Below are 24,401 nucleotides of genomic sequence, written 5' to 3'. Positions count from 1 at the left end.
TTTCTTATTTTAAGTCTTCAATTGAATCAATATCAACGTAATCCGGTACGACCAGACCATTCTTTGTTCCTTTTAAGTTTGGTCCAAGGTCAACCATTTCAGCTTTATACTTATTATAATATTCAAGATGTGTTCCCGGTAGCCATGCAGCCACCATTGCGTCCGCACTTCCGTTTGCAACGCCGGCAAACATTGGTCCGACTTCAACTTGACTTAGTGTTACGTCATAACCATTTTGCTCCAGAACCTTGCCAATCACATTTGTGCTGGCAATTTCAGTATCCCATGCAACATAAACCAGTTTGATCTTTTCACCATTTCCTGATTCAGCACCTTTGGTCCATTCGGATACTTTGTCCTTGTTTTCGCTTATCCATTTTTCTGCTGCTTCTGAAGGAGACATACCTTCAGTAACCTTGACCATTACATCTTCCATATCTTTCGTATCCCAGAAGAATTGATCAAGAATTTTATAAGCGCCGGGGGCATCTTGCTCGAGTCCTTTTCTGGCAATCGAATTGATATTTTCAGCCCCGCCAAAGGATTCATTCGGATCTTCGAGATATTTCAAGTCATATTTCGAGAACATCCAATGAGGTGACCATCCTGTAACGACGATTGGTTCTTTTTTATCAATCGCTTTTTTCAATTCAGCAACCATTGCTGCCGATGACCCTTCAACCACTTTCCAATCATCCAGCTTATAATCATCTATAGCCGTTTTAGTCAACTTCATCAATCCTGCTCCAGGTTCAATTCCGATTATTTCATAATTGGCTTTGGCAGCAAAACTATTTTCATCCCCGTTCACAGCCGTATCTTTTGTAAAAGCACTGAATAGTGCAGTACCCACAACTAGTAAGGCCAGTATTGTAAAAATGATTTTCCTGCTAACGAGATTTTCGTAAGCTGGTTTACGAAGATTTTGCGTGATACGATCGAGAATGATTGCAATGATTACGATGGATAATCCTGCTTCAAATCCTTGCCCCACATTTATCTGGCTGACGGCCCGGTAGACATCCGCCCCAAGTCCTGGCGCTCCAACCAATGAGGCGGTAACAACCATGGATAGTGCCAGCATGATACTTTGGTTGACTCCTGCCATAATCGTAGGAGTAGCCAATGGTATTTGTACCTTGAATAGCTTTTGGCTGCTGGTTGAACCAAAAGCATCCGATGCTTCGATCAAATCATTAGGCACTTCCTGAATCCCAAGATTGGTCATTCGGATTGTCGGTGCGATAGCGAAAATGAATGACGCAATAATCCCTGGCACTACCCCTATTCCAAAGAATAAGATCGAAGGAATCAAATAAACGAATGCGGGCATCGTTTGCATGAAGTCCAAGATCGGGGTAACGATCTTACGCACCGTGTTATTTTGGGCACACCATATTCCGATCGGTATCCCGATCACTATCGTTAAGACTCCTGACAAAATTACGATTGCCAGTGTTTGGATGCTTGATTCCCAATAACCAAGATTATCGATCAATAGTAAGCTGATGAATGTAAATATTCCCAATGGCCATCTGCTTGTATAGGTAACCAGAAGGGTCAGGACTATAATTAAAACGATGGAAGGTCCTGTACTCATTACATCGACCAAGATATTCAATAGACCCTCGATCACATTTGTTATAAATGTAAATAATCCAGCAAATACAATAGTTATCCAATCCACTAAAGAATCGACCCATGCTCCTAGTGGGATTTTCGGCATATTCATTGAATTATTCACTCTCCATTTCATTCAAGGAATCTTTATTTCCTGCCAAAGCACCGATAACGGCACCGCGAAGAAGAATTCCTTTAATTCTTTTCTGCTCATCGATGACTGAGATTGGCAAGCTCGAAGTCGCCATCACATCCATGAGGTTCCCAAGTAATTCATCCTCTTTTACAGTCGGGATATCGGTTGACATCACTTCAGAAATCGATTGGTTATTGCTCATTGCCTGACGAGCCTGTTCAGCAGTCACGGCCCCCAATAACTTCTGCTTTCTATCCACAACAAAAATGCTGGAATACCCTTGTTTGCGCATGATTTCCAAGGCAACCCTCGGACCTCTGTCCACCGCGATCTTCTCTGGGCGTATCATCACATGAGATGCTGTCAATACTTTTGATAGATCCACATCTTCCACAAACTTCTCGACGAATTCATTGGCTGGATTCATCATGATTTGTTCAGGGGTTCCCAATTGAATGACACTTCCATCTTTCATAAGGGCAATTCTATCACCGATTCTTAATGCTTCATCAAGATCATGGGTAATGAAAATGATCGTTTTTTTGTACTGATCTTGGATTTGAATCAGTTCATCCTGCATATCCTTACGAATCAATGGATCAAGGGCACTGAAGGCTTCATCCATCAATAGGATATCCGTATCACTTGCAAGTGCGCGGGCTAACCCAACCCTTTGCTGCATTCCACCGCTAAGCTGTGATGGCAGCTGATTTTCGTAGCCTTTCAATCCAACGGCCTCAAGAGCCTTCATCGCATTTTCATGACGTTTTGCTGGCTCCACTTTTTGAATTTCAAGCCCGAATTCTGCGTTTTCCAATATCGTTTTATGCGGAAATAAAGCAAAGTTCTGAAATACCATGCTTATTTTCTTTTGTCTGACTTCCCTTAACCTGGAAGCGTTCATCTTCACGATATCTTCATCATCAATTAAGATTTCACCCAAAGTGGGATCGATCAAACGATTGAACATGCGGATCAAAGTAGATTTCCCGCTTCCTGATAGACCCATGATGACAAAGATCTCGCCGGGATAAATCTCGAAATTAACATTATTCACTCCGACCGTTTGTCCCGTTTCTTTCAGGATTTCTTTTTTCGATTTGCCTTGCTTCAATAAGTCTGTTGCTGCTTTTGGAGATTTGCCAAAAATTTTCGAGACATTTCTGACTTCTACATTCGGCTTCATCAAGTCACCTCATTCTAATAGTTGCCCATATGATATTCAGTTTTGCTGAATTCCCCCATTTTATGCGAGTGATGATTATTAATACACCAAGTATCTTGAAATAACTGAAATGAACAAAGCTATTCTGCCCTATTACTTTTTCTTCAAAAAAAGCGGAAGTGACACTTTTTCAGTGGCACAGGGCTAACGTGCATAAAAAAATAATCTATATTTATTATTCCCAAGAAGTATTTATTTACTTGGATTATATTATGTGTGATAAATTGAGCATTTCAAGTAGGAAAAAGAGGTCAATCACAACTGAGGAAACTAGCAGGCACAACATATACCAACTGTAATATAAACGATTTCCACTTAGAGTTTTGTCCGGATGGTGGACTTACGACTACCCTCTAAAGTACTTCATTTCCTTAACCAGGTGGAATGATACTTGCAGTGCAGTATAACACCAAAACGCATAGAAATATGATTATGGGATTCCCAATGTGTCTAATTTGTGCTTTGCAGGGAAAAGAGGTGCAATACAACTGAGGAAACTAACAGGCACAGCATATACCAACTGAAATATAATGGTTTTTTATTTTAGGGTTTTGTTCAGTCCAAGCGCACTGACTGATCCCGTATCCCTAAAAGTACTTCATAACCTTAACAAAGAATGAATATAAGTTCAAATGATGTGGGACGGAATTCTTGCCTAAAAAGCCCATTTACCCCATTGATTCTAAAGGTTCCGGAAGACTCTAAAAACGTTGATATACCAGCACTTTGACTTCCTATAATCATAAACGCCGATCATCCGCCACAAATTTTTTTCATTTTTTTTTAATCCCTATATAATCCAAAAAAAGGGAAAATGGATTTTCAGTCCTAAATAACGGGTAAATATAAGCAGTTTTTGATCTGGCAAAATTGGAATTTCATACTTTTTTCATTGGTTATGTTTTTTTCAAACATACATGGAAATGTGTCACATATACAAAAAAACCTTGAAACAACTATTTCAAGGTTTTTGCATATCATCATCGATACATACTATTTGGCATTCCTATGTTCATCAAAATCAATTTGGCATTCCACTAGCGGAATTACTTTTGTTTTCTTAATGAACTTATAACCTATCCACATTACCAGAAAGAATGGGATGCCAAGATAGGCAGCGAACACACCAGCCCAGTTAATGTCATCGCCAATAAAGGCCTGATAGTTTTGCGCCATTAAAACGAAAAAACAAAGAGCGAAAGAAAATATCGGTCCGAACGGAAACCATTTTGACTTATAGGGAAGATCGTCCAGTGAATACCCTTGAGCAATATAAGCTTTCCTGAACCTGTAATGGCTTGCCGCTATACCCAGCCAAAATATAAATCCAGTGACTCCAACAGCATTCATAAGCCAAATATAAATAACTCCATCACCAAAAATGGAAGCAAAAAAGGCCAACATCCCTACAAGTGAAGTGATGACCAGTCCCCAAATGGGAACACCGCGCTTGTTAAGCCTCCCAAAAATACGCGGTGCCAGCCCTTCTTTTGCCATTGAATACAACATTCGGCTTGTCACGTAAAGGCTTGAATTACCAGCTGATAACACGGCAGTCAAAATGATAGCGTTCATCACGGATGCAGCAAATGCTAGTCCCACTTTTTCAAACACCATCGTAAACGGGCTGACCATGATCGTGTGTCCCTGCAGACTGCCATTCGTATAAGGAACGATCAATCCAATAACAAGTATGGCTAGGATGTAAAAAAGGAAGATTCTCCAAAAGATGCTGCGAACTGCACGTGGTACGTTTCTTGCTGGGTCTTCACTTTCACCGGCTGCCACACCGACTATTTCTGTTCCTTGAAAAGAAAATCCAGCAGCAATGAAAATACCCAATGTTGCCAAAAAACCGCCGGCAAACGGAGCGTCACCAACTGTGAAGTTTTTAAAACCAATTGCCTCTCCGTTCATGATCCCGAATATCATCAATATTCCGACAACGATAAAAATGATGATGGTTGCCACTTTAATGAGGGAAAACCAATATTCCCCTTCTCCATATCCTTTAACAGATACGTAATTCAATAAGAATATCAATACTAAAAACAAAGAACTCCATAAAAATGATGGACTGCTCGGAAACCAAAACTTCATTACCATCGTTGCGGCAGATAGTTCCGCGGCAAGAGTCATCGCCCATGTGAACCAATAGTTCCAACCAAGCGCAAATCCTAATGCCGGATCGATGAAGCGTGTAGCATAGGTACTGAAAGCTCCGCTGACTGGCATAAATGAGGCCAGTTCTCCAAGGCTTGTCATAATAAAATAAACCATTATACCAATTACGGCGTAAGCTACCAAAGCACCGCCAGGCCCTGCAGAGTGAATGGCCGGTCCGCTTCCGAGAAACAGCCCTGTTCCAATTGCACCGCCCAGCGAAATCATCGTAAGATGGCGCGCTTTTAGCTTTCTTTGTAAAGTATTTGACGGCTGGTTTTGTTCATTTATGACAGGTGGTTGCAATTGCCGATTTTCCAAATTAGATTCCCCTCCAGAAATGCATATTTAATCTAGCACGAATAGATAAAGTCGATCATCCATCAATAGTCATTTCCTGTATTTATCACTATTTCAAGGTCATTTCCCTAATGCTGAGACCTTTTTTGGATTCTGGAATCTATGTAGCATTTACATAACGATGTCAGGCTTAATAACCCAAGTCAAAGGGCTATAAGCCTAACCTTTATTGAAAAAGAAACACGGTAATCTTAAGATTCGGATATTCCGCACTTACTATTAGGCGGTAGGTAAACTCCTATGAATAAATGAATTCCAGTCGATTTGATGTAACCAGCTTGCCGTTGCTTCAATATCTTTTGAAAAGATACGATCTTGCGTAATACTTGGAATGAGCTTTCTTGCTTCCTTATAAAACTCTTTTGTAAACGGGGCCATCTTTTCTATTCCACGGTATTCCACCGCCTGTAAAGCACAAATGAGCTCGATCGCCAAAACGCGGCGAACGTTTTGAATGATTTGATGGGCATGCCTGGACCCAATCGTTCCCATGCTTACATGATCTTCCTGGTTTGCTGAAGATGGAATGGAATCAACACTTGCTGGATGTGCGAGTGTTTTATTCTCGGAGACGAGTGATGCTGCACAATACTGCATGATCATCGCTCCCGACTGCAAGCCAGGTGAAGGACTTAAGAATGGCGGTAAATCATTCAGCTGAGGATTGACGAGTCGCTCAATGCGGCGCTCTGAAATGTTCGCAAGCTCCGCAACGGCGATTTTCATGAAGTCCATCGCAAATGCAATCGGCTGGCCATGAAAATTCCCCCCTGAAATAACCTTTTCCCCATCGTCAAAAATAAGCGGATTATCCGTCGCAGCATTCATTTCGATTTCCAATTTTTCTTTTACATAATCAAGAGTTTGCCATGATGCCCCATGCACTTGCGGGATGCAGCGGAGCGAATATGCATCTTGTACCCGCAGTTCTCCTTGCTTGGTGATGAGCTGGCTGCCGCTGATCATGCGGCTAATCCGTTCCGCGACCTCTGTTTGCTGGCGGTAACCGCGGGCTAGATGAACATCCGGATCAAAGGCATCTTCAATGCCGCGTAATCCCTCTAAAGTCAGTGAAGCAATCGCTTCAGTTTGGTGGGCCAGCTGTTCAGCTTCAATATAATTTACGAGGCCCATCCCCGTCATGGCCTGTGTTCCGTTAATTAATGCAAGACCTTCTTTTGCTTTAAGTGTCACTGGAAGGATGCCTTCCTTCGATAAAGCTACGATGGCCTCCATTCGCTCTCCTTTATAAAACACTTCCCCTTCTCCCATCAACACTAGCGCCAAATGGGAAAGCGGTGCCAAGTCCCCACTTGCCCCAAGAGAACCTTGCTGAGGGATCACTGGGTGGATATGAGCATTCAATAGATCGATCAAACGTTCAATGACAATAGGGCGGACGCCGGAAAATCCTTTTAATAGCGCGTTGGCACGGAGAAGGACCATGGCTCTCGAAACCACCTCAGGAAAAGGCTCCCCGACTCCGCATGCATGAGAATGAATCAAATTCCACTGTAGCTGCTCTGCGTCCTCTGCATCAATCAAAACATCGCTGAATTTTCCAAAACCTGTTGTGATACCATAGATAACCTTCTTTTGTTTCACGATATTTTCAACTGCTTCCCGACTTTTTTCAACTTTCTTAACACTCTCGGCAGAAGCCGTGACAAATGCCTCTCCATACAATACTTTTTTCGCTTCTTCAATCGTTAAAGTTTGGCCCGTTAACATAATCATTTCCTACACCCCTAATCTTTTTTAAACAAACAAAAGGAGGCCATATTGACAGACTTATCCAGTCTTTCAATACAGCCCCCTAATTTACTAAATAACTATAGGCTTTTAATTATTTAAATGTGGTTAATTCCCAAGCCAACGGCTTCATGTTCAAATCCCCGAACCGGTGCCCCAATCGTTCCATACACGGCGACTGCAATCCATTCACCTTCGTCCCCGTTTTTAAACGGCCTGCCCCGGACGATTGCAAACCGAAGGCCAGCAGTCCTCAAAAGACCGCCAAGCTCGACTTGACCGCGTGTCACGCCTTGGAGTGCTTCGATGATAGCATGGTACAGCGCATGCATTTCACGATACATATCGGGATTGACTAATCCAAGTCTTTTCGCTGATGTCTCAATGGCCGCAACTATTTTCTGCAGCTCCATTGAACCGACTTTACCTTTTCCATAAAGCCAATCCATCCGCTTTAGATCATTCGTCAATATGACTTCTTCCTCTTCGTCCGCAAACGCGTACATGATTGCATGGCGCCCGATTCTTCTGTCGAATTCCTTTGTCATGCAGGTACCTCTTTTACAATTTTCTAAATACACTAATAACTAAATATAATTGTAAGCGGATACAAGCCATTCGGTCAATAAATTTTTAAAAATAGTTCTTTTAGGGGGTTTCTACCCGTACGTACAGCACTCATCAATATTCTTTGAAAACCCGTGAATGCAAAAAAGCCCATTCTCATTAACGTCCTGGAAAATGGGCTTTTTTTCTGTACTTCTCCATGTATATCAAATGTTTTTCACGAGTAAATAGATAAAATACGGCGCTCCTAAAATCGAAACGATAATCCCCACCGGCAATTCCATCGGGGCCATGATGACTCTTCCTAATGTATCGGCAGATAACAGCAATAATGAGCCTAAGATTGCAGTCAGTGGAAGTAGTTTTGCATGTCTCGCCCCCACTAATCTCCTGGCTATATGCGGTGCAATCAGCCCTAAAAACGTAATGCCTCCGCCCACTGAAACGCATACACCTGCCAATGTGACTGAAATCAGCAATAAAAGCCTGCGTTCCTTTTCTATCTGGACACCAACTCCAATGGCAATCGGGTCACCTAATCGCAAAACATCCAATACTTTGGATTTATAAATCGCTAAAGGTATCAATATGACTAACCATGGTAATAACGCCCATACAAAAGTCCAATTCGTCCCCCAGATCGTCCCGGATAACCAGATTAATGCCTTCATGAAATTGTTAGGTTCCATTTTCATCTGGAAGATGACCAGACCTGCACCGAATGCTGCATTAATTCCTATGCCTACCAATAATAGTCTCGCAGGCGTCACCTGCCCTTTTTTCCAAGATAGTGCATAAATTAAAATAGCGGCAAGGAAAGACCCTGCTAAAGCAGTGAAAGGCATGATGAATACCGATGACCATCCCTTGAAAAATGCAGTGCCTTGGAAGAAGAACATATATAGTACAACTGTGAACCCTGCTCCTGCATTGATGCCGAGGATCCCAGGGTCAGCTAGAGGATTTTGAGAGATGCCTTGTAGAATGGCCCCTGAAATGGCGATTCCCATACCAACGAGAATAGCTAAAACGATTCTTGGTAAACGAAACTCCAAAATCGTCAATTCGTTTTGGGCAGTGCCATTTCCTGATAATGTGTGTATGACGTCAATCAATGGAATCTTAATGTAGCCTGCATTAATACTAATGAAGAAGACTATGACGGTTAAAACGCTAGTACATAAAATCAGCTTCTTAAACATTCCCTCTTTCTGGGCTGAATGCTTAGGCATCATAATCCCCTCCCTTCCTTACGTGCTAAATATAGGAAAAAGGGGACGCCGATAATGGCCGTTATGGCTCCAACAGGCGTCTCGAATGGGGCATTCACCATACGCCCGACGATATCGGCGACAATCAATAGCACGCCACCCAAAATTGCAGAACATGGAATGATCAGCCGATAATCATTCCCTACCAAAAACCTTGTAATGTGTGGGATGACCAAACCTATGAATCCTATCATTCCTGCTATCGATACCGCAGCCCCCGTCAGCAACAATACCACAATCGTTCCCATTAATTTCACTATGCCTGTATTTTGTCCAAGACCTTTTGCCACTTCTTCACCTAGGCTTAGAATGGAAATAGAACGGGAAAGGGCTAAAGCTAACAATAGCCCCGCCAATATAAATGGAAGCGTAAATAAAACATGCTGCGGCTGCACGCTTGAAACTCCCCCAGCAAACCAATAGCTTATATCTTTTGAAATATTGAATTTAATTCCTACAGCCGTAGAAAGTGAGCTAAGCAAGGATGTTATGGCCGAGCCGGCCAACGCGAGCTTTACAGGTGTAATGCCCCCCCTCGAAAACGATGTAATCCCAAAAACCAATGCAGCCCCTAAACCTGCGCCTACAAAAGAGAACATCATTAAACCTAGGTAAGTTACACCTGGCATAACCACGAGAGCAATTGCAATTAAAAATGAAGACCCCGCCGTTACACCCATTATCGAAGGTGATGCCAATGGATTTCTTGTCATTCCCTGCATGATCGCTCCTGAAACGGCTAAGGCAGCTCCCACACATATTGCGGCGACCGCACGCGGAAACCTTAATTGCCGAATGATCGTATGAGCCGCATTATCCTCATCGAATTGAAATAATGCGTTATAAACATCACGATAACTTAAATCGGCAGCCCCAAAGTTAATTGAAGCCACAACCGAAATGAGCAATAACCCAATACCGACTATCATTAGTATAAAACTTACTAATCTATTTTTATATGTATTTAGCGGCATCTTATTTATTTCTGTTTTTGATTTCATCTGAACAACTACTCTCTCCAAAGTGAAAATGTAAAAATAACGATTGACAATGTATGGTTTCTGTATTTAAATTAACTGAAATCGATAATCATTATCACCCACAGTATATTCTATCATATCCCTAGGAGGATTCAAATGTATAAAGTAATGAGTACGAAAAAAATGTTGCAGGCGATGGGCGCTGGATTATTAGCACTTTCCTTAGCTGCCTGCGGTGACGAAGAAGCGACGGATAGTCAATCTTCGACAAATAAAACAGATCAAACCTCAGCTAAAGACCAACACGAAGAAGCCAAAACAAGAACCTTAACGGATGCGATGGGGAATAAGGTAGTTGTCCCAGCCAATCCGAAACGTGTAATCGCTACATATCTTGAAGATAATCTTGTCACTCTCGGGATAAAGCCTGTCGCTCAATGGAGTGTGAAAGATGGGGCAAGTATACAGGGGTATTTACAAGACGAGCTTGATGGAATCCCTACCATTCCACATGACCTTCCATTTGAAGCTGTTCAAAAAATGGAACCGGACTTAATCATCATGGACTCTGCAAGCCTGGTAGAAGGCGGAAAGTATGAGCAATATAATAAAATCGCACCTACATATGTAATCGGCACCGAGGTAAACAATGACTGGCGTGATGAGCTTAAGCGCGTTGGAGAAGTATTCGGCAAAGAGGAAGCCGCTAAGGAAGCTTTGGAAAAGTATAATGCTAAAGCTGCAAAGGCAAAAGCAACACTAAAAAAAGAAACGGATAATCCTTCTGTGGCAGCTATTTGGCTAGTTGGCGGAAAATTCTTCGTTGTAAGTGAAACACTTTCAAGCGGAGCCGTAATGTACGAAGATTTAGGCTTGAAAGTTCCCGATGTGGTAAAAGAAATATCAGCTAGTGCAACCGGGAACTGGAGTGCCATTTCATTAGAGAAGTTAGTGGAATTGGATGCCGATCACCTTTTCTTGATCAATAGTGATAAATCCACTGGCTCTAATTCATTGAATGAATCCTTATGGAAAAGCATACCAGCTGTAAAATCAGGAAATGTTCATGAGTTTTCTGCTGATGAAAGCTGGTTATACACTGGCGCAGTCGCTAATGAACAAATCATTGATAATGTTTTAAAAAGTTTAGTGAAATAATAATCAAGGCTATCACAGGCAGTGATGGCCTCTGCCTGTTCCTCCATTGGAGACCTATTATGAATCATGAATGATGAAAATCAAGGAAAAATGAGGATAGATCATGTCAACTGTTATTAAGCGTTTCTTAAATTATTATAAACCTTATAAAAGGCTATTCATTATTGATTTTTCATGTGCAGTTTTAATTGCCGTTTTAGAATTGGTCTTTCCCTTGGCAGTAAACCGAATAATAGACGATTTATTACCAACTAGCAATTGGAAATACATAATAATAGCATGCATAGCTCTACTTGCCATCTACTTATTAAGCACTCTATTAAACTTCATCGTTTCTTACTACGGACATAAACTTGGTATAAACATCGAAACGGACCTAAGGGAAAATCTATTCTCCAAGCTTCAAAAGCAATCCTTTAAATTTTTCGACAATAATAAAACAGGCCATTTGGTATCCAGGATGACGAATGATTTAATGGATATCGGGGAAATCGCACACCATGGTCCCGAGGATTTATTCATAGCGTTCATGACCATTTTTGGCGCCTTCTTCGTCATGTTCCAAATCAATTGGCAATTAGCCATTATCGTATTTACGGTTGTTCCCTTTTTAATAGTCTTATCCGTTTATTTCAGCCGTAAAATGACAAGGGCTTTCAAAATGATGTTTGGTGATATCGCGAATTACAATGCACGTATCGAAAATAATATTAGCGGTATCCGCGTTGTTCAATCCTTTACTAAAGAATCTCATGAAATTCAGCTATTCAATCGCAGCAACTCAGAATTTCGCCTAACAAAGCTCCTTGCTTATAAAATTATGGCGTGGAGTACGTCCATGAACTTCATTCTCATGAAATTAGTTGCCTTAACCGTGCTGGGCTGCGGGGCTTGGTATGTCATCCATGGAAAAATGACTTATGGGGAATTCGTGGCATTCATCATGCTATCCAATATCTTCATAGCACCAATCAAACAAATCAGCTCAATTTTGGAAACCTTGCCCAAGGGTTATGCAGGGTTTAAAAGGTACCTCGAATTGGTTGATATGTTTCCAGATATTCATGATGCCAAGGATGCAATCAAAGTTGATCATATAAAAGGTGATATAGTTTTTGAGAACGTTTCTTTTGGCTATGAAAAAGGCAGAACGATACTAAAAGATATCTCATTTTCTATAACTGCAGGTAACACGATAGCATTGGTAGGTGCTTCAGGTGGTGGTAAAACAACATTGTGCAGCTTGCTTCCCCGCTTCTACGATATCCAGTCGGGCAGTATTCAAATTGATGGCATCGATATCCGGAACTACAAATTGGCATCATTAAGAAAACATATCGGTATCGTACAACAAGATGTCTTTCTATTTGATGGAACGATTCGGGATAACATCATGTACGGCAATACCGAGGCAACCGAAGCCCAATTGAACCAAGCCATCGAAGATGCTCAATTAAATGACTTGATCGAACAATTGCCCGAAGGCTTGGAAACATTGATTGGAGAACGTGGAGTGAAATTATCGGGAGGGCAAAAGCAGCGTGTCTCGATTGCTCGTATATTCCTGAAGAACCCACCGATTTTAATCCTTGATGAAGCCACTTCCGCTCTAGACACCGAGACCGAAAAAGCAGTTCAGAAAGCATTGGAACGACTCTCGATAAATCGGACTACACTTGTTATTGCACACAGATTAGCGACAATTAAACACGCCGATCGCATCATCGTTGTACAAAATGGGGAAATCATCGAACAAGGTGCCCATGATAATTTGCTCAATCAAGACGGTGCATATAAAAATCTGATCCTTGCCCAAACTGTATAAATTAAGCTAGGCTATAAGAATTACAGACATTCTGATAGATCAAGAAAAAGGCCTCCCGACACTAATGGGAGGCCTTTCACTTGATGGATATATATATTATTCATTCATTTCCAATGCTTCATAAATAGCAGTTACAACACTTCCATAGCTTCCTGTTTTGAAGAGATCGCCAAAAAACTGATTGGGATTGGCTACAGGGTCAACGAGTGGAGAGTGCTTTTTGTTTGTAAGTAAAACAATCCCTAAATCCATTTCAGGATCAATGATCGTGACTGTCCCCGTCCATCCAGTATGACCGTAAGCACTGTCGCTCGCATAAGGACTGAACATCCACTCCATGCTAGCATCGCCATTTCGTCTCCACCCAAGTCCATATGTAGGATTCATTTCGGAAGGCGCAACGAATTCATCGATGGTTTCTTGATCAAACAACGTATGTTTACCATATCCCCCCCCATTTAGCATAACCTGCAGAAGGACAGCCATATCTTTTGTATTGGAGAAAAGACCTGCATGCCCTGAAACGCCTCCCATCGAATAAAAGGCTTTTTCATCATGCACTTCCCCTTGAAGTGTGTATGTGCGAATATTTGGGAAATCCATTTCCCCATCCCGGGTGTTACCAAGCAATTCCGTTGCAGCAAAATCCTTTGGTTTAAAGCCCTTTTGAAGAGGATTGAACTTTGTATTTTTCAACCCAAGCGGCTTGAACAATTCATTTTCAACATAGGAGTCAAGCTGCTGACCCGTTATTTCCTCAACAATGGCGCCAAGCAGCATATAATCGACATCACTGTATACATTCTGTGTTCCAGGTACATATGTGAGCGGTGTTTTAGAAATGAACTCGATGGTCTTATCCCGTTCCTGGGAATAAAGTTCTTTCGAAACCTTTGGATTATGGTATTGCGGATCGGGTCTAAACCCTGCAGTATGATGAAGAACATCAATAATCCTCAAATTGTCCTTTCCTTTGACCACATCCTCCTCGGTGTCTTTGAATTCAGGTATGTATTGCTGGACTTTTTCCTGGATATTCAGCTTGCCTTCACTGACTAATTTCTGAATAGCAAAATTGGTTGCATACATCTTCGTGTTTGAAGCAAGGTCAAATAACGTGTCATTTTCCATATTCTGAAACTTCTTAAGAGGCGTATGTTCATTATATTTCTGTTTATACCCGTATCTTTCATTTTTAACGATCTTTCCGTCCTTTATGACAATCAGGGCAGCACCAGGGAAACCGGCAGCCACTTCCAATTCAATAAGCTGGTCCACCTTTTCCAGCTTTTCAGACGAAAAGCCCGCTTCTTCTGGTTTTTTTGCTTTCTTCAATATTGGATACTCGCTGGAAGTTTCCTTACTCACAGCAGCATCCTGTATTGGATTTTCAGTAGCAATAGACACGGATGGTACTAGTAAGGAAAGTGCCAGAATTGAACCTAGTGTGCAGCTTGTCCCTATATTCATCATTTTCCCCCCCCTTTGAAATCGCACTTTAGAAATTAAGGAACGACTTTACCTTTTGACCAATAACGAAAGATATTCTCACTCATTCCATTCTTTTTCACCAGGATTCACAATCCTATAAAGCGCTAATCGTGTATCCTTTTCCGTTCCTGGTTGCTATCAGTATGTCTAATTCTTAAGTTGATAAATGCGGATATTCCCCAAAAGCAGATAATATTTACCAATATTTCTCAATTTTCAGTATATATTATTCCGAACATCATTTCAATTTGTTATTTATATTTTTAAAATTATATTTCGAAATCTTGAGATAGGTCTCCTCCATTTCAAAGAGGAAAAGCCAATAATAATAATAATTCTCTCATTTCCTCGTTCATTAAGATACCAGTATAAAGTGTTGCAAATACGTTAGTGGCTTTTAACTTCATTGCATAAGAAACGAAGAAGATATTAATACTATTCGAGAAATAAAGGAATTTTACATAATTCTACTGCTATCTGAGACAAGTATAGGGTGATGAAAATGTGGAAAACGGTTGTTTCCTACCTTCCAGCATGGCAGGTTTTTATACAAGCTTTTATTGTTTTTCTTATACCGTATTCAATCTGCAAATTGTTTTATTGGCTTCGTACCTCAAAGGATGAGTGATGAGAATGAAAGAGTGGATATCAAAGATTGGTAAAAAAGGGAATAGTACCAATGAAGACAAACAAGAAGCATATTCCTCCCAAGATACAACGCGTCAGTTTACAGATAATCTTAATTTTAATCTTGATTGTGTCAGGCAAGAAATTGGCCATAATTGGGATGTGCATTTTCGAGAATTTAATCTAGGGCGTACCGGAATACGGTCAGTTATCATATTTGCGGAAGGACTATCGGATAAAGATCTCATTGATAAGCATATTATGCCATCATTGATGATTGATTTTTCAGCAAAATATAAACAGGACCAGCCCTACCTCAAAGGAAACATTTCAAAAGAATTCATAAAAAATGAAGTGTTATCCATTAGTGAAATCGAAGCAGTCCGTTCCATTAAAGAATTAGCATCTAAAGTACTCACAGGTTCTACTGCTCTTTTAATTGATGGATCATCGGATGCGCTGATCCTTGGAACTACAAAACTTAAAACAAGGACGATCGAAGAGCCGGTATCAGAGGCATTAGTCAGAGGTCCGAGGATCGGTTTCACTGAATCCTTGAGTGATAATACATCCTTTTTAAGGGGTAGTGGTGAAATTGAGAATTTATCATTAGTAAAATTCCAAGTAGGAAAGCGTTCAAAAAAAGATTTGGTTGTCGCTTACATAAAAGATATTGTTGACCCCGAATTAGTTCAAGAGGTAGAAATCCGAATTAAGAAAATAGATATTGATAATGTTCCTGAATCAGGTTATGTAGAGCAACTTATCGAAGATAATTACCTTAGTCCTTTTCCGCAAGTACAGAATACAGAGCGTCCGGATCGCGTGATCGCTGCTTTGATGGAAGGTCGAGTGGCTATCTTATTAGATGGGACGCCCTTCGCCTTGATCGTTCCAGTTACCTTAAGCATGATGTTACAATCACCGGAAGATTATTATGAAAGGTGGATTCCAGGTACATTCATCCGTATGCTTCGTTACCTCGCAGCTATTCTGGCTCTTTTTACACCGTCTTTATATATTGCTTTCATTTCATTTCATTCCGGGCTGATTCCGACCAAACTGGCCATCTCCATTATAGAAACCAGATCCGGGGTTCCGTTTCCGGCACTTATCGAAGCATTATTCATGGAAATATCCATCGAGATATTAAGGGAAGCAGGACTGCGATTACCTAAGCCAATCGGTCCCGCAATGGGAATTGTCGGCGGTTTAATCATTGGGGAAGCTGCTGTACAGGCAGGGATCGTTAGCCCCGTTTTGGTCATCGTGGTAGCGTTAACCGCGATTTCATCATTTTCCATTCCGCAATATAGTACTGGATTCACATTGCGGATTCTTCGTTTTCCCGCAATGCTATGTGCTGCCACATTTGGGTTATTCGGGGTCATTCTCTTTTTTCTTTTAATGATCAGCCATTTAGTGAAATTAAAAAGCTTTGGTGTGCCTTATTTAAGTCCAGCCGTTCCTTATCGCTTAAGTGATTGGAAAGACCTGGTGGTACGCATGCCACTTATGATGATGAAACGCCGTCCAAAGATGCTGCATACAAAAAACCCCATACGTAAAGGATAACCTATCGGTGAAAAGGTGGTTAAAGAATGATCAGCCCGAAAGACAAAATTACAACTCCTCAAGCAGCTGTCATTGTCATCAATTTCATACTCGGCACAGGATTACTCACCCTACCCAGATCATCTACAGAGAAGGTACAAACACCAGATGTATGGATAAGTGTCATTTTAGGCGGGGCTATCTCCATAACCGCGGGGGTGATTATGGTCAAATTAAGCCAACAGTTTCCCGAAAAAACCTTTTATCAATACATCAATGATATTGTTGGAAAATGGGTGGGTGGGTTACTCAGTTTGGTTGTAATCTGTAATTTTCTTATGACCTCAGGGTTTCAGCTCCGTGCAATGGCGGAGGTAGTAAAGTATTTACTTCTTGAAGGTACACCTACTTGGGCAATTATGATGATTTTCATGTGGGTAAGTCTTTATTTGGTCATCGGCGGCATTAATCCGATCGCCCGTCTCTTTGAAATTATATTCCCTTTGACAGTTATCCTTTTTTTGGTTGTTACCTTTATGAGCTTTAAAATATTTGAGTTAGATAATCTGCGTCCTGTATTAGGAGAAGGAATCATCCCTGTACTAAAAGGAGTAAAAACAACAGCTCTCGCTTTTACAGGACCTGAAATCATGTTACTGCTTCTTCCGTTTATGAATCAGCCTAAAAAAGCAGTGAAAGCCCTGCTTTTTGGAGTTTCCATTCCATTGATCTTTTACGTGATAACGGTCGTAATGGTCATCGGAGCATTATCTGTTGATGGCGTAGTCATGAGAACATGGCCGACACTTGATCTTATACGAAGTTTTGAAATCTCCGGTTTGATCTTTGAACGGTTTGAATCTTTATTGCTCGTGATTTGGATCATGCAAATATTTGCAACATTTACCATTACATACTTTGCGGCTGCATTAGGCCTAGCTCAAATTACGAAAAGGAGCATTCACCCATTTATGTTTGGCTTGCTCCCGATTTTATACATCATTGCCATGATCCCAAAAAATATCAATGACCTGTTTAAACAAGGAGATTTCGTCGGCAATATCGCATTGTTTTTATTTGGTTTACTCCCGCTTCTCCTGCTTATCATCTCAAGAATAAAGGGAGGAAAATATGGAACGATCACATAGCAATATACGTCCCCTTTTCATTTCCCTCTCCGTTCTTTTGTTTTTATTCCTTACAGGATGTTGGAGCAGTCATGAAATTGAAGAGCAAAGCCTAGGTATAGGTTTGGCATTCGATAAGGGCAGGGAGTCCTCCAACGAGAAAGAGTTAAATGAATACGGGAAGGGTTATTCAAAAAGAAACCTGATTACTGCCACCTATCAATTTATCACTCCACAAGTTGCGAGTTCAACAACTAAACAAGCAGGTCCACTACAAAAATCTTATGTGAACGTTTCTGAAACTGGAGACTCCGTCCATCAAATGGTTCGTGAATTATCATTGAGAAGCCAGCAACCTGTAACCGGTCACCATATGAAAGTGGTTGTTATCGGTGAAAATCTTGCAAGATCTTATAAATTGGAACAATTACTTGATCAAAATCTTCGAGAAAGTGAGATCAGACCAAGCTGTCTTGTGCTCATCAGTAAAGGAAGAGCAAGTAAGACACTGGAAACAAAGAAAGCAGGAGAAATTCCAGCGTTCCGTCTGGCTGGCATTGTAGAAAATGCATATCGAACAACGAGGATTTTGCCTCCCATGTCGCATATTAAAGTAGAAAGCAAGATCAAATCGGGCTCCAGTTTTCTGATGCAAAAAGTACTATCAGTGAATGGGCAGGTCAAATTTGCCGGAGCTGCCGTGATTGATGGAAAGACACACAAAATGACTGGTACTTTAAATGAGGAAGAAGTGGAGGGGATAACCTGGATAACAGGTAAGGGAAAAGGCGGTGTAGTGAAAGGCTATGATAAGGAAACCGGTCAGCTGATTGTTTATGAAATAGAGTCCATGAAAAGCACTATCAAACCACGAGTTAAAGGAGATAACATCTCTTTTGATGTAAACATTGAATCAACGGGAAGACTGTCTGAAAACTGGGTAGATTCAGGAGATTCCTTTAAAAATGAATTTCTAAAAAATGCAGAAAAATCAGCTGAAAAAGAAGTGAAACGCTTGGTGGGGAATGTATTAGAAAAAATGCAAAAAGAATACCAAGTAGACATTGCTGGCTTCGGAAACCGCTTGAGAATTGAAAATCCCAAAGTATGGAATAAGGTTAAAAAGGATTGGGACCAAACATTTAGTGAAACTCCGATCAACTACGATGTAAAATTAACTATTAATGATTATGGTACATCAGGAGGATCAAAGAAATGAACCGTCAAGATAAACACATAGAGCTTCTAGCATTAAATGTTGAAAATGCGAACTTTTTCTTAAACATTATAAAGTACCATGGGAATACAAATACGATGAGCATGAAAAGTCCTCCCACAGTATACTGTGGGAGGACTTTAACTTTAAATCTACTGGCAGCCCTTTTTACATAAAACCATGTGGGGACATCTACCATCAAATTGCTTCTTTATTTTTTCATATCTATTACGTGGTGGAATCGTCTTCGCGCACTTTCAGCTACCTCACGTCTCATTTGTTGAAGTAAATCAGCCTATACATGGATGGACATGAGTAACCAATCTTTATATCTGTTGTGTGTTTACGAAAATATTTTTTGTTTAACATATCTTCTTTTAATGAAAGATCAGCTTAATTCCACTTTAGTAATTTCACTTAAATGAACTCCTTTTATAATCGAATCTTCTTCTGCAACAACATATTCAATAACAGTCGGGCTTATGATTCGAATATAAACAAAAGCTGAATCATCTGCATGCTCAATTCGAAGCTTTTTCCTCTGTGCCTGCTTAATATCAAGCTGGTTGGTGTTAGCTTCCGGCAGGCTTGTGTAATAAATTTCAAAATCTTCTTCTGACGCATCAATGAAAAGATGCCATATGTTATACTCTTCTTCTTGATCAATCACTGTTTTTAATTTCCCTTTTCTCCCGATGCCAAGAAAATACTTGAACTTTGATTCGCCATTCACCATATCGCGGTCAATAACTTTTATACTTCCACCTTTTCTGCTTTGTACAAGTCCAAAAGCAACGCCTGTTTTTCCCGTAGGAGCTGTTAAAATATCTCGATTGACCACTCTGTTTCTCTCTTCCTGCTTTAAATAAGCGCCTTCTGTCCCCAGTGGTGGAAGAATCTCAAAAAGATTATCAGACACTTCTCCCCAGTTTTGAGTGTTCTGTACCTCCCTTTCAATCCATTTATTAAATAGATTCATAACGACCGGGGATTTACTTGAATTACCCGCAAGCAGGATATGTACTTTATTAATTTTGCCTGGTTCTAACCGGGCAAAAGCGCGCCTTAATGACTCAAAGAAATTTTTAATGCCTTTTTCAATTCTTTCCTCAATCAGTTGTTCCATTTCATCTTGATCGATCAAAAGTTCCACATTGAGTTTTGCGTGGCCGGCTTTGTCAAACAAGTCTGCCCGAAACATTCCTTTTCCAAACTGTTCTTCATACCGTCCACGTCTTTCCCAAAGTGGCCTTAATTTTTCTACCAATTGTTTCGTATTTAAATAGGATTCTTGTGATTCATTAATCAGCATTTCACTTCCGGGAAATTTCACACATTCTGCTGGGAGAGTAAAAGGAATATTTAGCTCACGCATTGTTCTTTGATTATTTTTAAACACTTGGAATGCCAAAAGCTCTAGCATCTTCTCCCCACCTAAATAACGGTCCCCGCCCGCTGCAAAATGCTCAATGACATAATCATATCTGCTTTCTTTCAAGCCCGCTTCACGCCAAATCCCAAAATCAAAATCTGTCGTTCCTCCACCAAAATCAAACACCCCGTAGTACGTTTTTTCATTCTCTTCCGGTTCAAACCCGTATTCCTGTAAGGCACAAACAGCATAGGCAGCAGGTTCACTCGCCCCAGCGGTGACACGAAACTTTTTCATTAATTCTTCATCCTGCTGAATCGGCATAGGAAGCGTCTTTTTTAACCCACGCTCAAAACACTTTAGCATTTTTTCTCTTACCACTTTTTCATACATCGCCGGGAAAGATAAGGTGTAGTCCAGGTAAATTCCATTGTTCTGGTTATTGATATACAAACCGAGATAGTAGGCGTATAACTCAATTGGGTTGATTTCCTGATCGGTTAAGTCCAGAAAGGGACGCAGTACAACGGCATATCCCTTCTTGTCTTTTAATCGGAGTTCATTTTTCTTTTCTCCAGCCCACTGCTTTAGATTATTCAATATGGAATAATAATGGTCACTCTTTCCATTCATCAAATTGTTGAGGGCATTGTGGGAAACCGTCACATCCTGCCACCTTGTTTCTGGTCTTCCTTCTTTTTCTTGATAAAGCTCCAGGAATTGTTCTAAATCAATAAATTCAATCACGGTCGGATTTTCATAATGCCAGTCTTTTACTTCCGTGTTAAGGTATCCAACCCCAATACGCATGGGAAGAGTAAAATCACTTTCTTCTTGATAAACGACCACTGTACTTTTCGTTCCAAAATCAATGCCAACTATGCCGTCCTCCCTAATATCCATTTTAGGGTTCCTGCCCATTATTTCTTCTTTCAGTTTTATCGTTAAAGGTTTTTCATTAGATTGGACAGGCCATAAATCCCAATGTCCTCGGTTTGGATCTGTTAACATCTTTTCATCATATGTATCAATATCAGCTCTTACTTTTTCAGAGTTTAAAAGCTTTTCATAAAACGTCTTGGAATCGATAGCGATTGATGGCAATTCTTTTATAAAACTTTCTTGGTCTAAACCCTTTAATTGATACAATGCCAGCAAATAATCAAACTCCTTCTGGCGTTCTGCGCTTAATCCACATGGTACTAATCGGTTTTCCAGCCAGAGATGGAGAGCCATTTGATCCTTGATTTCAAAGGAATTTTCCCCATTCAAACGGAAAACAGGAACGAAAAATCCTTTTCCTAGCAAATTATTTTTTTGATTAACTACATCAAAACCTTGAATGTCGTACCCGTTGAATTTAAACGCTATTGATTTAGAAGCGTTTGCCGTTTGATTGGCAAATATCCTTGAGATGGAAGGATTTTTACTCGAGGAATAATCATCTAAAGCTATTATTCTCTTATATACAGGGTGATCGGTTGTATTGAAACTTTTGGCAGCTTCTTCCCGTGTCATGGCATCACCTATAAAACCGGAAACGTCCAAATGCTTTTTGTAGTCAAAATCTTCGCCCACTAACTCATAGTATTTTCTATAAGGAAATACAGCTGCAATGTTGTGATCATATATAGCATTCCCGTTATTCATGTAAACCCATCTGGAACGGAGCATCTTTTTAATGTCTTGAAAAAAGCTCGATTCAACCTTAAAAAAGGTTTCTTCTGCACTCTGATATAAATGGCTGATTAAAGATCTCACTTCTTTATAAGTCATTGAAATGGCAGAGACCGGAACGGTTTGGGAATCAGGTGAGAATAGAACCTGCTCTTCGTTCTTATCCATTAAGTAAATCGAACTGTCTATGTTATTTTTTCCAGCTACACTTGTTACGTCTTCAAGGGGCTCTTTACCTTCTATCGTTTCTTGTTTTTCAACTCCTTTTAATATTTCCCTTGGAAGAGCTTCGCCAGAATCCAAATAACATATCAGATCACCAACCTTGACTATAGTGTCCTCCGCTACATGCAATTCTTTAAGGCTGCCTTCTTTTTCTGAAAAGAGGTCAAATTCGATGCCCTCACAGCTGAATTTGGCTAAGCTTTCGCCCACCGTAATATAATCGCCTGGCTGTTTATACCATTGCACAAGAAGGATTTTTTCAATGCCCTCTTCAATCTCTGGGATAATAATCGATGTCATTGTTATTTCTCCTTTATTATCATTCTCTATTTCGCCTGCTAGATTCTCACAACGGATTTTTTAATGGTTTTACCATTCATGCTTTTATATCCCGGCAGCAGGATATCCGTAATGTTCCCGGATATTTTGCTATTAAGGGCTCTTATGTATAAGTCTTCTCTGAAGACCTCATTCATTTTCACTTCCTCTATTTTATATAAAGGGGTAACGTATGTTTTACTGTACTCTTGAAAAAAATACAGAAAAAGGGCGAGCAAACTCTCTCTTTCCTGCTCTCGTCCTTCCATAATCTCGTTTTTAATAAAATCCCACAAAGAAGAAATGTTTTCATATTGCACACCACAGACAATAAATTCCTGCACCGAACTTCCCTTGAAGATTCCTTTTAAGGAACTTTTGGTGGCTTCGGATAATCGTTGAACAGCCTCGTAAAGTTCTTCTGCTTCCCGACAGTCTGCTCTTCTCTTTTGCAATTCATTAAAATAGGATTCCATTTTCTCATTTAGATGATGGATCATTATTTGGTACTCACTAATTTCCTCTTTTTTCAACTCAATCTCTTGTTGGAGCTTTGCAATTTCTTTTTCTTTTTCTCTCAGCAGCTCCTTAGGTTCCCCCATTTGACTAGACGGGCCCTCTACTGCCATTTCCTTTATCTTTTCAATGACCCTTTCGTCTTGAAGGGAAACCAATAATGCCTCAATAAAACCATCATCTAATTCTTTCTTCATCTTTACACTCCCTTCAAAGTGTTAATCAACCCATAATAGCTACATAAGCTTGCCCAGCTGTTTTTAGGCGTATCAAAAATACCTTCTCTGCACACGAAAATTTTGGATTGCGCTTTTTTTAAATGGTAAACCTGTGGTTTAGGTAGTGAAATTCTGACGGTTCCATATACCCCACTGGCCTTCTAATGGCCCATTATTTTGATTTTCCTTTACCCATCTCGCCATTTCCGCATCGTTTTTGATACAAAATCGCTCACGAAGCTGACGGATATGACCAGCCTCCCTCCAACTTCAAACGAGCAACTTCCCTCTTTAATTCTTCCGTATATGTATAAAAGGCTTGCCCCTTTTTTGCCATAAAAAATCCCCTTCCAGATAGACTGTTAGGAGGAGAATACGACCATAACTTATATTCTAAGAAAGCAGTAGTGAGATTACTTATTTCCATCAAAAATACGTATATAACGTATTAAAGATGTATTGATAATATGATGCTTACTATCACTTTTTACAATAAAATACTCACAGTGTTCCATCTTTTTTAAGACTTCTTGTAAAACATCCTCTTTTTTACTACTCCATCCTTTTTTGATTTTCTCCCACTTAATATCAGAGTCAAGAGTATAACAAACATAGAATTCCTTTAACAGGTTAATCTTCCCCTTATATTCTTTAGTTTCATTAACTGTTTTTATGTTGATAAAAATCCGATAAACAATAAATGAAGAGTAATATTGTTAAAGCTAAAGACAAATTACTATAACTTTATTTAGTTACCCATCTGTTGTATGAAAGAATATTTTGCTAATATTCAATCCAAACTCAATACTTAGCAGTATTAAATCATGCACATCGAATTTAATTTTTCCTCACTCCGATATACTCCCTCATAATTACTACTTAATAATATTCGATAGGATCATATTGTTTAAGTGGGTTGAAATAACTAGGGTTAAACCTCCTGCTACTTGATAAAAATCAGGTCAAGATAATTACTTGCAGTTACATTAATATACTTTATCGA

At 40.1% G+C, this 24,401-nt stretch carries 15 protein-coding genes and 1 pseudogene; 5 read left to right on the top strand and 11 right to left on the bottom strand.

Annotation, left to right across the window (positions count from 1 at the left end):
* Positions 1-4: 4 nt before the first annotated feature.
* The 7 genes from IOC57_RS15135 to IOC57_RS15105 form a co-directional block, all read right to left on the bottom strand.
* Positions 5-1,732 carry a glycine betaine ABC transporter substrate-binding protein gene (locus IOC57_RS15135; protein WP_207439501.1) on the bottom strand — a complete coding sequence of 576 codons (1,728 nt, stop codon included), beginning with the start codon at positions 1,730-1,732 and terminating at the stop codon, positions 5-7.
* A gap of 4 nt (positions 1,733-1,736) precedes the next feature.
* A complete protein-coding gene (locus IOC57_RS15130; RefSeq protein WP_207439500.1) occupies positions 1,737-2,942 on the bottom strand; it encodes a quaternary amine ABC transporter ATP-binding protein in 1,206 nt (401 codons plus the stop codon).
* 1,032 nt (positions 2,943-3,974) lie between these two features.
* Positions 3,975-5,372, bottom strand: a complete 1,398-nt coding sequence (locus tag IOC57_RS15125) for an amino acid permease (protein WP_207439516.1) — start codon at positions 5,370-5,372, stop codon at positions 3,975-3,977.
* 351 nt (positions 5,373-5,723) lie between these two features.
* Positions 5,724-7,241: a histidine ammonia-lyase gene (hutH, locus tag IOC57_RS15120; protein WP_207439499.1), complete on the bottom strand. Its 1,518-nt coding sequence runs from the start codon at positions 7,239-7,241 to the stop codon at positions 5,724-5,726.
* Between the two features lie 113 nt (positions 7,242-7,354).
* Positions 7,355-7,804, bottom strand: coding sequence for a histidine utilization transcription antiterminator HutP (gene hutP, locus IOC57_RS15115; protein WP_207439498.1), 450 nt, complete (start codon positions 7,802-7,804; stop codon positions 7,355-7,357).
* 225 nt (positions 7,805-8,029) lie between these two features.
* A complete protein-coding gene (locus IOC57_RS15110; protein WP_207439497.1) occupies positions 8,030-9,055 on the bottom strand; it encodes a FecCD family ABC transporter permease in 1,026 nt (341 codons plus the stop codon).
* On the bottom strand, positions 9,055-10,068 hold the full coding sequence (locus tag IOC57_RS15105; protein WP_396020830.1) for a FecCD family ABC transporter permease: 1,014 nt from the start codon (positions 10,066-10,068) through the stop codon (positions 9,055-9,057). The genes IOC57_RS15110 and IOC57_RS15105 overlap by 1 nt, the downstream gene beginning before the upstream one ends.
* Before the next feature lie 162 nt (positions 10,069-10,230).
* Here IOC57_RS15105 and IOC57_RS15100 point away from each other — a divergent pair, with 162 nt between their 5' ends.
* Both IOC57_RS15100 and IOC57_RS15095 read left to right on the top strand, forming a co-directional pair.
* Positions 10,231-11,232, top strand: a complete 1,002-nt coding sequence (locus IOC57_RS15100; RefSeq protein ID WP_207439495.1) for an ABC transporter substrate-binding protein — start codon at positions 10,231-10,233, stop codon at positions 11,230-11,232.
* 103 nt (positions 11,233-11,335) lie between these two features.
* A complete protein-coding gene (locus tag IOC57_RS15095; RefSeq protein WP_207439494.1) occupies positions 11,336-13,057 on the top strand; it encodes an ABC transporter ATP-binding protein in 1,722 nt (573 codons plus the stop codon).
* Positions 13,058-13,153: 96 nt separating this feature from the next.
* Here the strand turns inward: IOC57_RS15095 and pbp4b are convergent, their stop codons facing one another.
* A complete protein-coding gene (gene pbp4b / locus IOC57_RS15090; RefSeq protein ID WP_207439515.1) occupies positions 13,154-14,527 on the bottom strand; it encodes a penicillin binding protein PBP4B in 1,374 nt (457 codons plus the stop codon).
* Positions 14,528-15,175: 648 nt separating this feature from the next.
* On the opposite strand from pbp4b, the gene IOC57_RS15085 reads away from it, so the two are divergent.
* Genes IOC57_RS15085 through IOC57_RS15075 form a run of 3 tightly spaced genes read left to right on the top strand, consistent with a single transcriptional unit; the run spans position 15,176 to position 19,075 of the window.
* Entirely contained in the window at positions 15,176-16,750 is a 1,575-nt protein-coding gene (locus tag IOC57_RS15085; RefSeq protein WP_207439493.1) for a spore germination protein, read from the top strand.
* A gap of 26 nt (positions 16,751-16,776) precedes the next feature.
* Positions 16,777-17,877, top strand: a complete 1,101-nt coding sequence (locus IOC57_RS15080; RefSeq protein ID WP_207439492.1) for a spore germination protein — start codon at positions 16,777-16,779, stop codon at positions 17,875-17,877.
* The gene (locus tag IOC57_RS15075; RefSeq protein WP_207439491.1) at positions 17,861-19,075 is read left to right on the top strand and encodes a Ger(x)C family spore germination protein; all 1,215 of its coding nucleotides are present in this window, start codon (positions 17,861-17,863) and stop codon (positions 19,073-19,075) included. Before IOC57_RS15080 ends, IOC57_RS15075 begins: the two co-directional genes overlap by 17 nt.
* A 385-nt stretch (positions 19,076-19,460) precedes the next feature.
* Here the strand turns inward: IOC57_RS15075 and IOC57_RS15070 are convergent, their stop codons facing one another.
* The 3 genes and pseudogenes from IOC57_RS15070 to IOC57_RS25945 form a co-directional block, all read right to left on the bottom strand.
* On the bottom strand, positions 19,461-22,646 hold the full coding sequence (locus IOC57_RS15070; protein WP_207439490.1) for a biotin/lipoyl-containing protein: 3,186 nt from the start codon (positions 22,644-22,646) through the stop codon (positions 19,461-19,463).
* Between the two features lie 38 nt (positions 22,647-22,684).
* Positions 22,685-23,377, bottom strand: a complete 693-nt coding sequence (locus IOC57_RS15065; protein WP_207439489.1) for a hypothetical protein — start codon at positions 23,375-23,377, stop codon at positions 22,685-22,687.
* A 141-nt stretch (positions 23,378-23,518) separates the two neighbouring features.
* A pseudogene (locus IOC57_RS25945) lies at positions 23,519-23,735 on the bottom strand (transposase); the annotation flags it as partial.
* Positions 23,736-24,401 lie beyond the last annotated feature (666 nt).

The organism is Bacillus sp. SD075 (genome assembly GCF_017355165.1).
Taxonomy (GTDB): domain Bacteria; phylum Bacillota; class Bacilli; order Bacillales; family DSM-1321; genus Peribacillus.
This window is presented reverse-complemented; position numbering and strand designations above follow the sequence as displayed.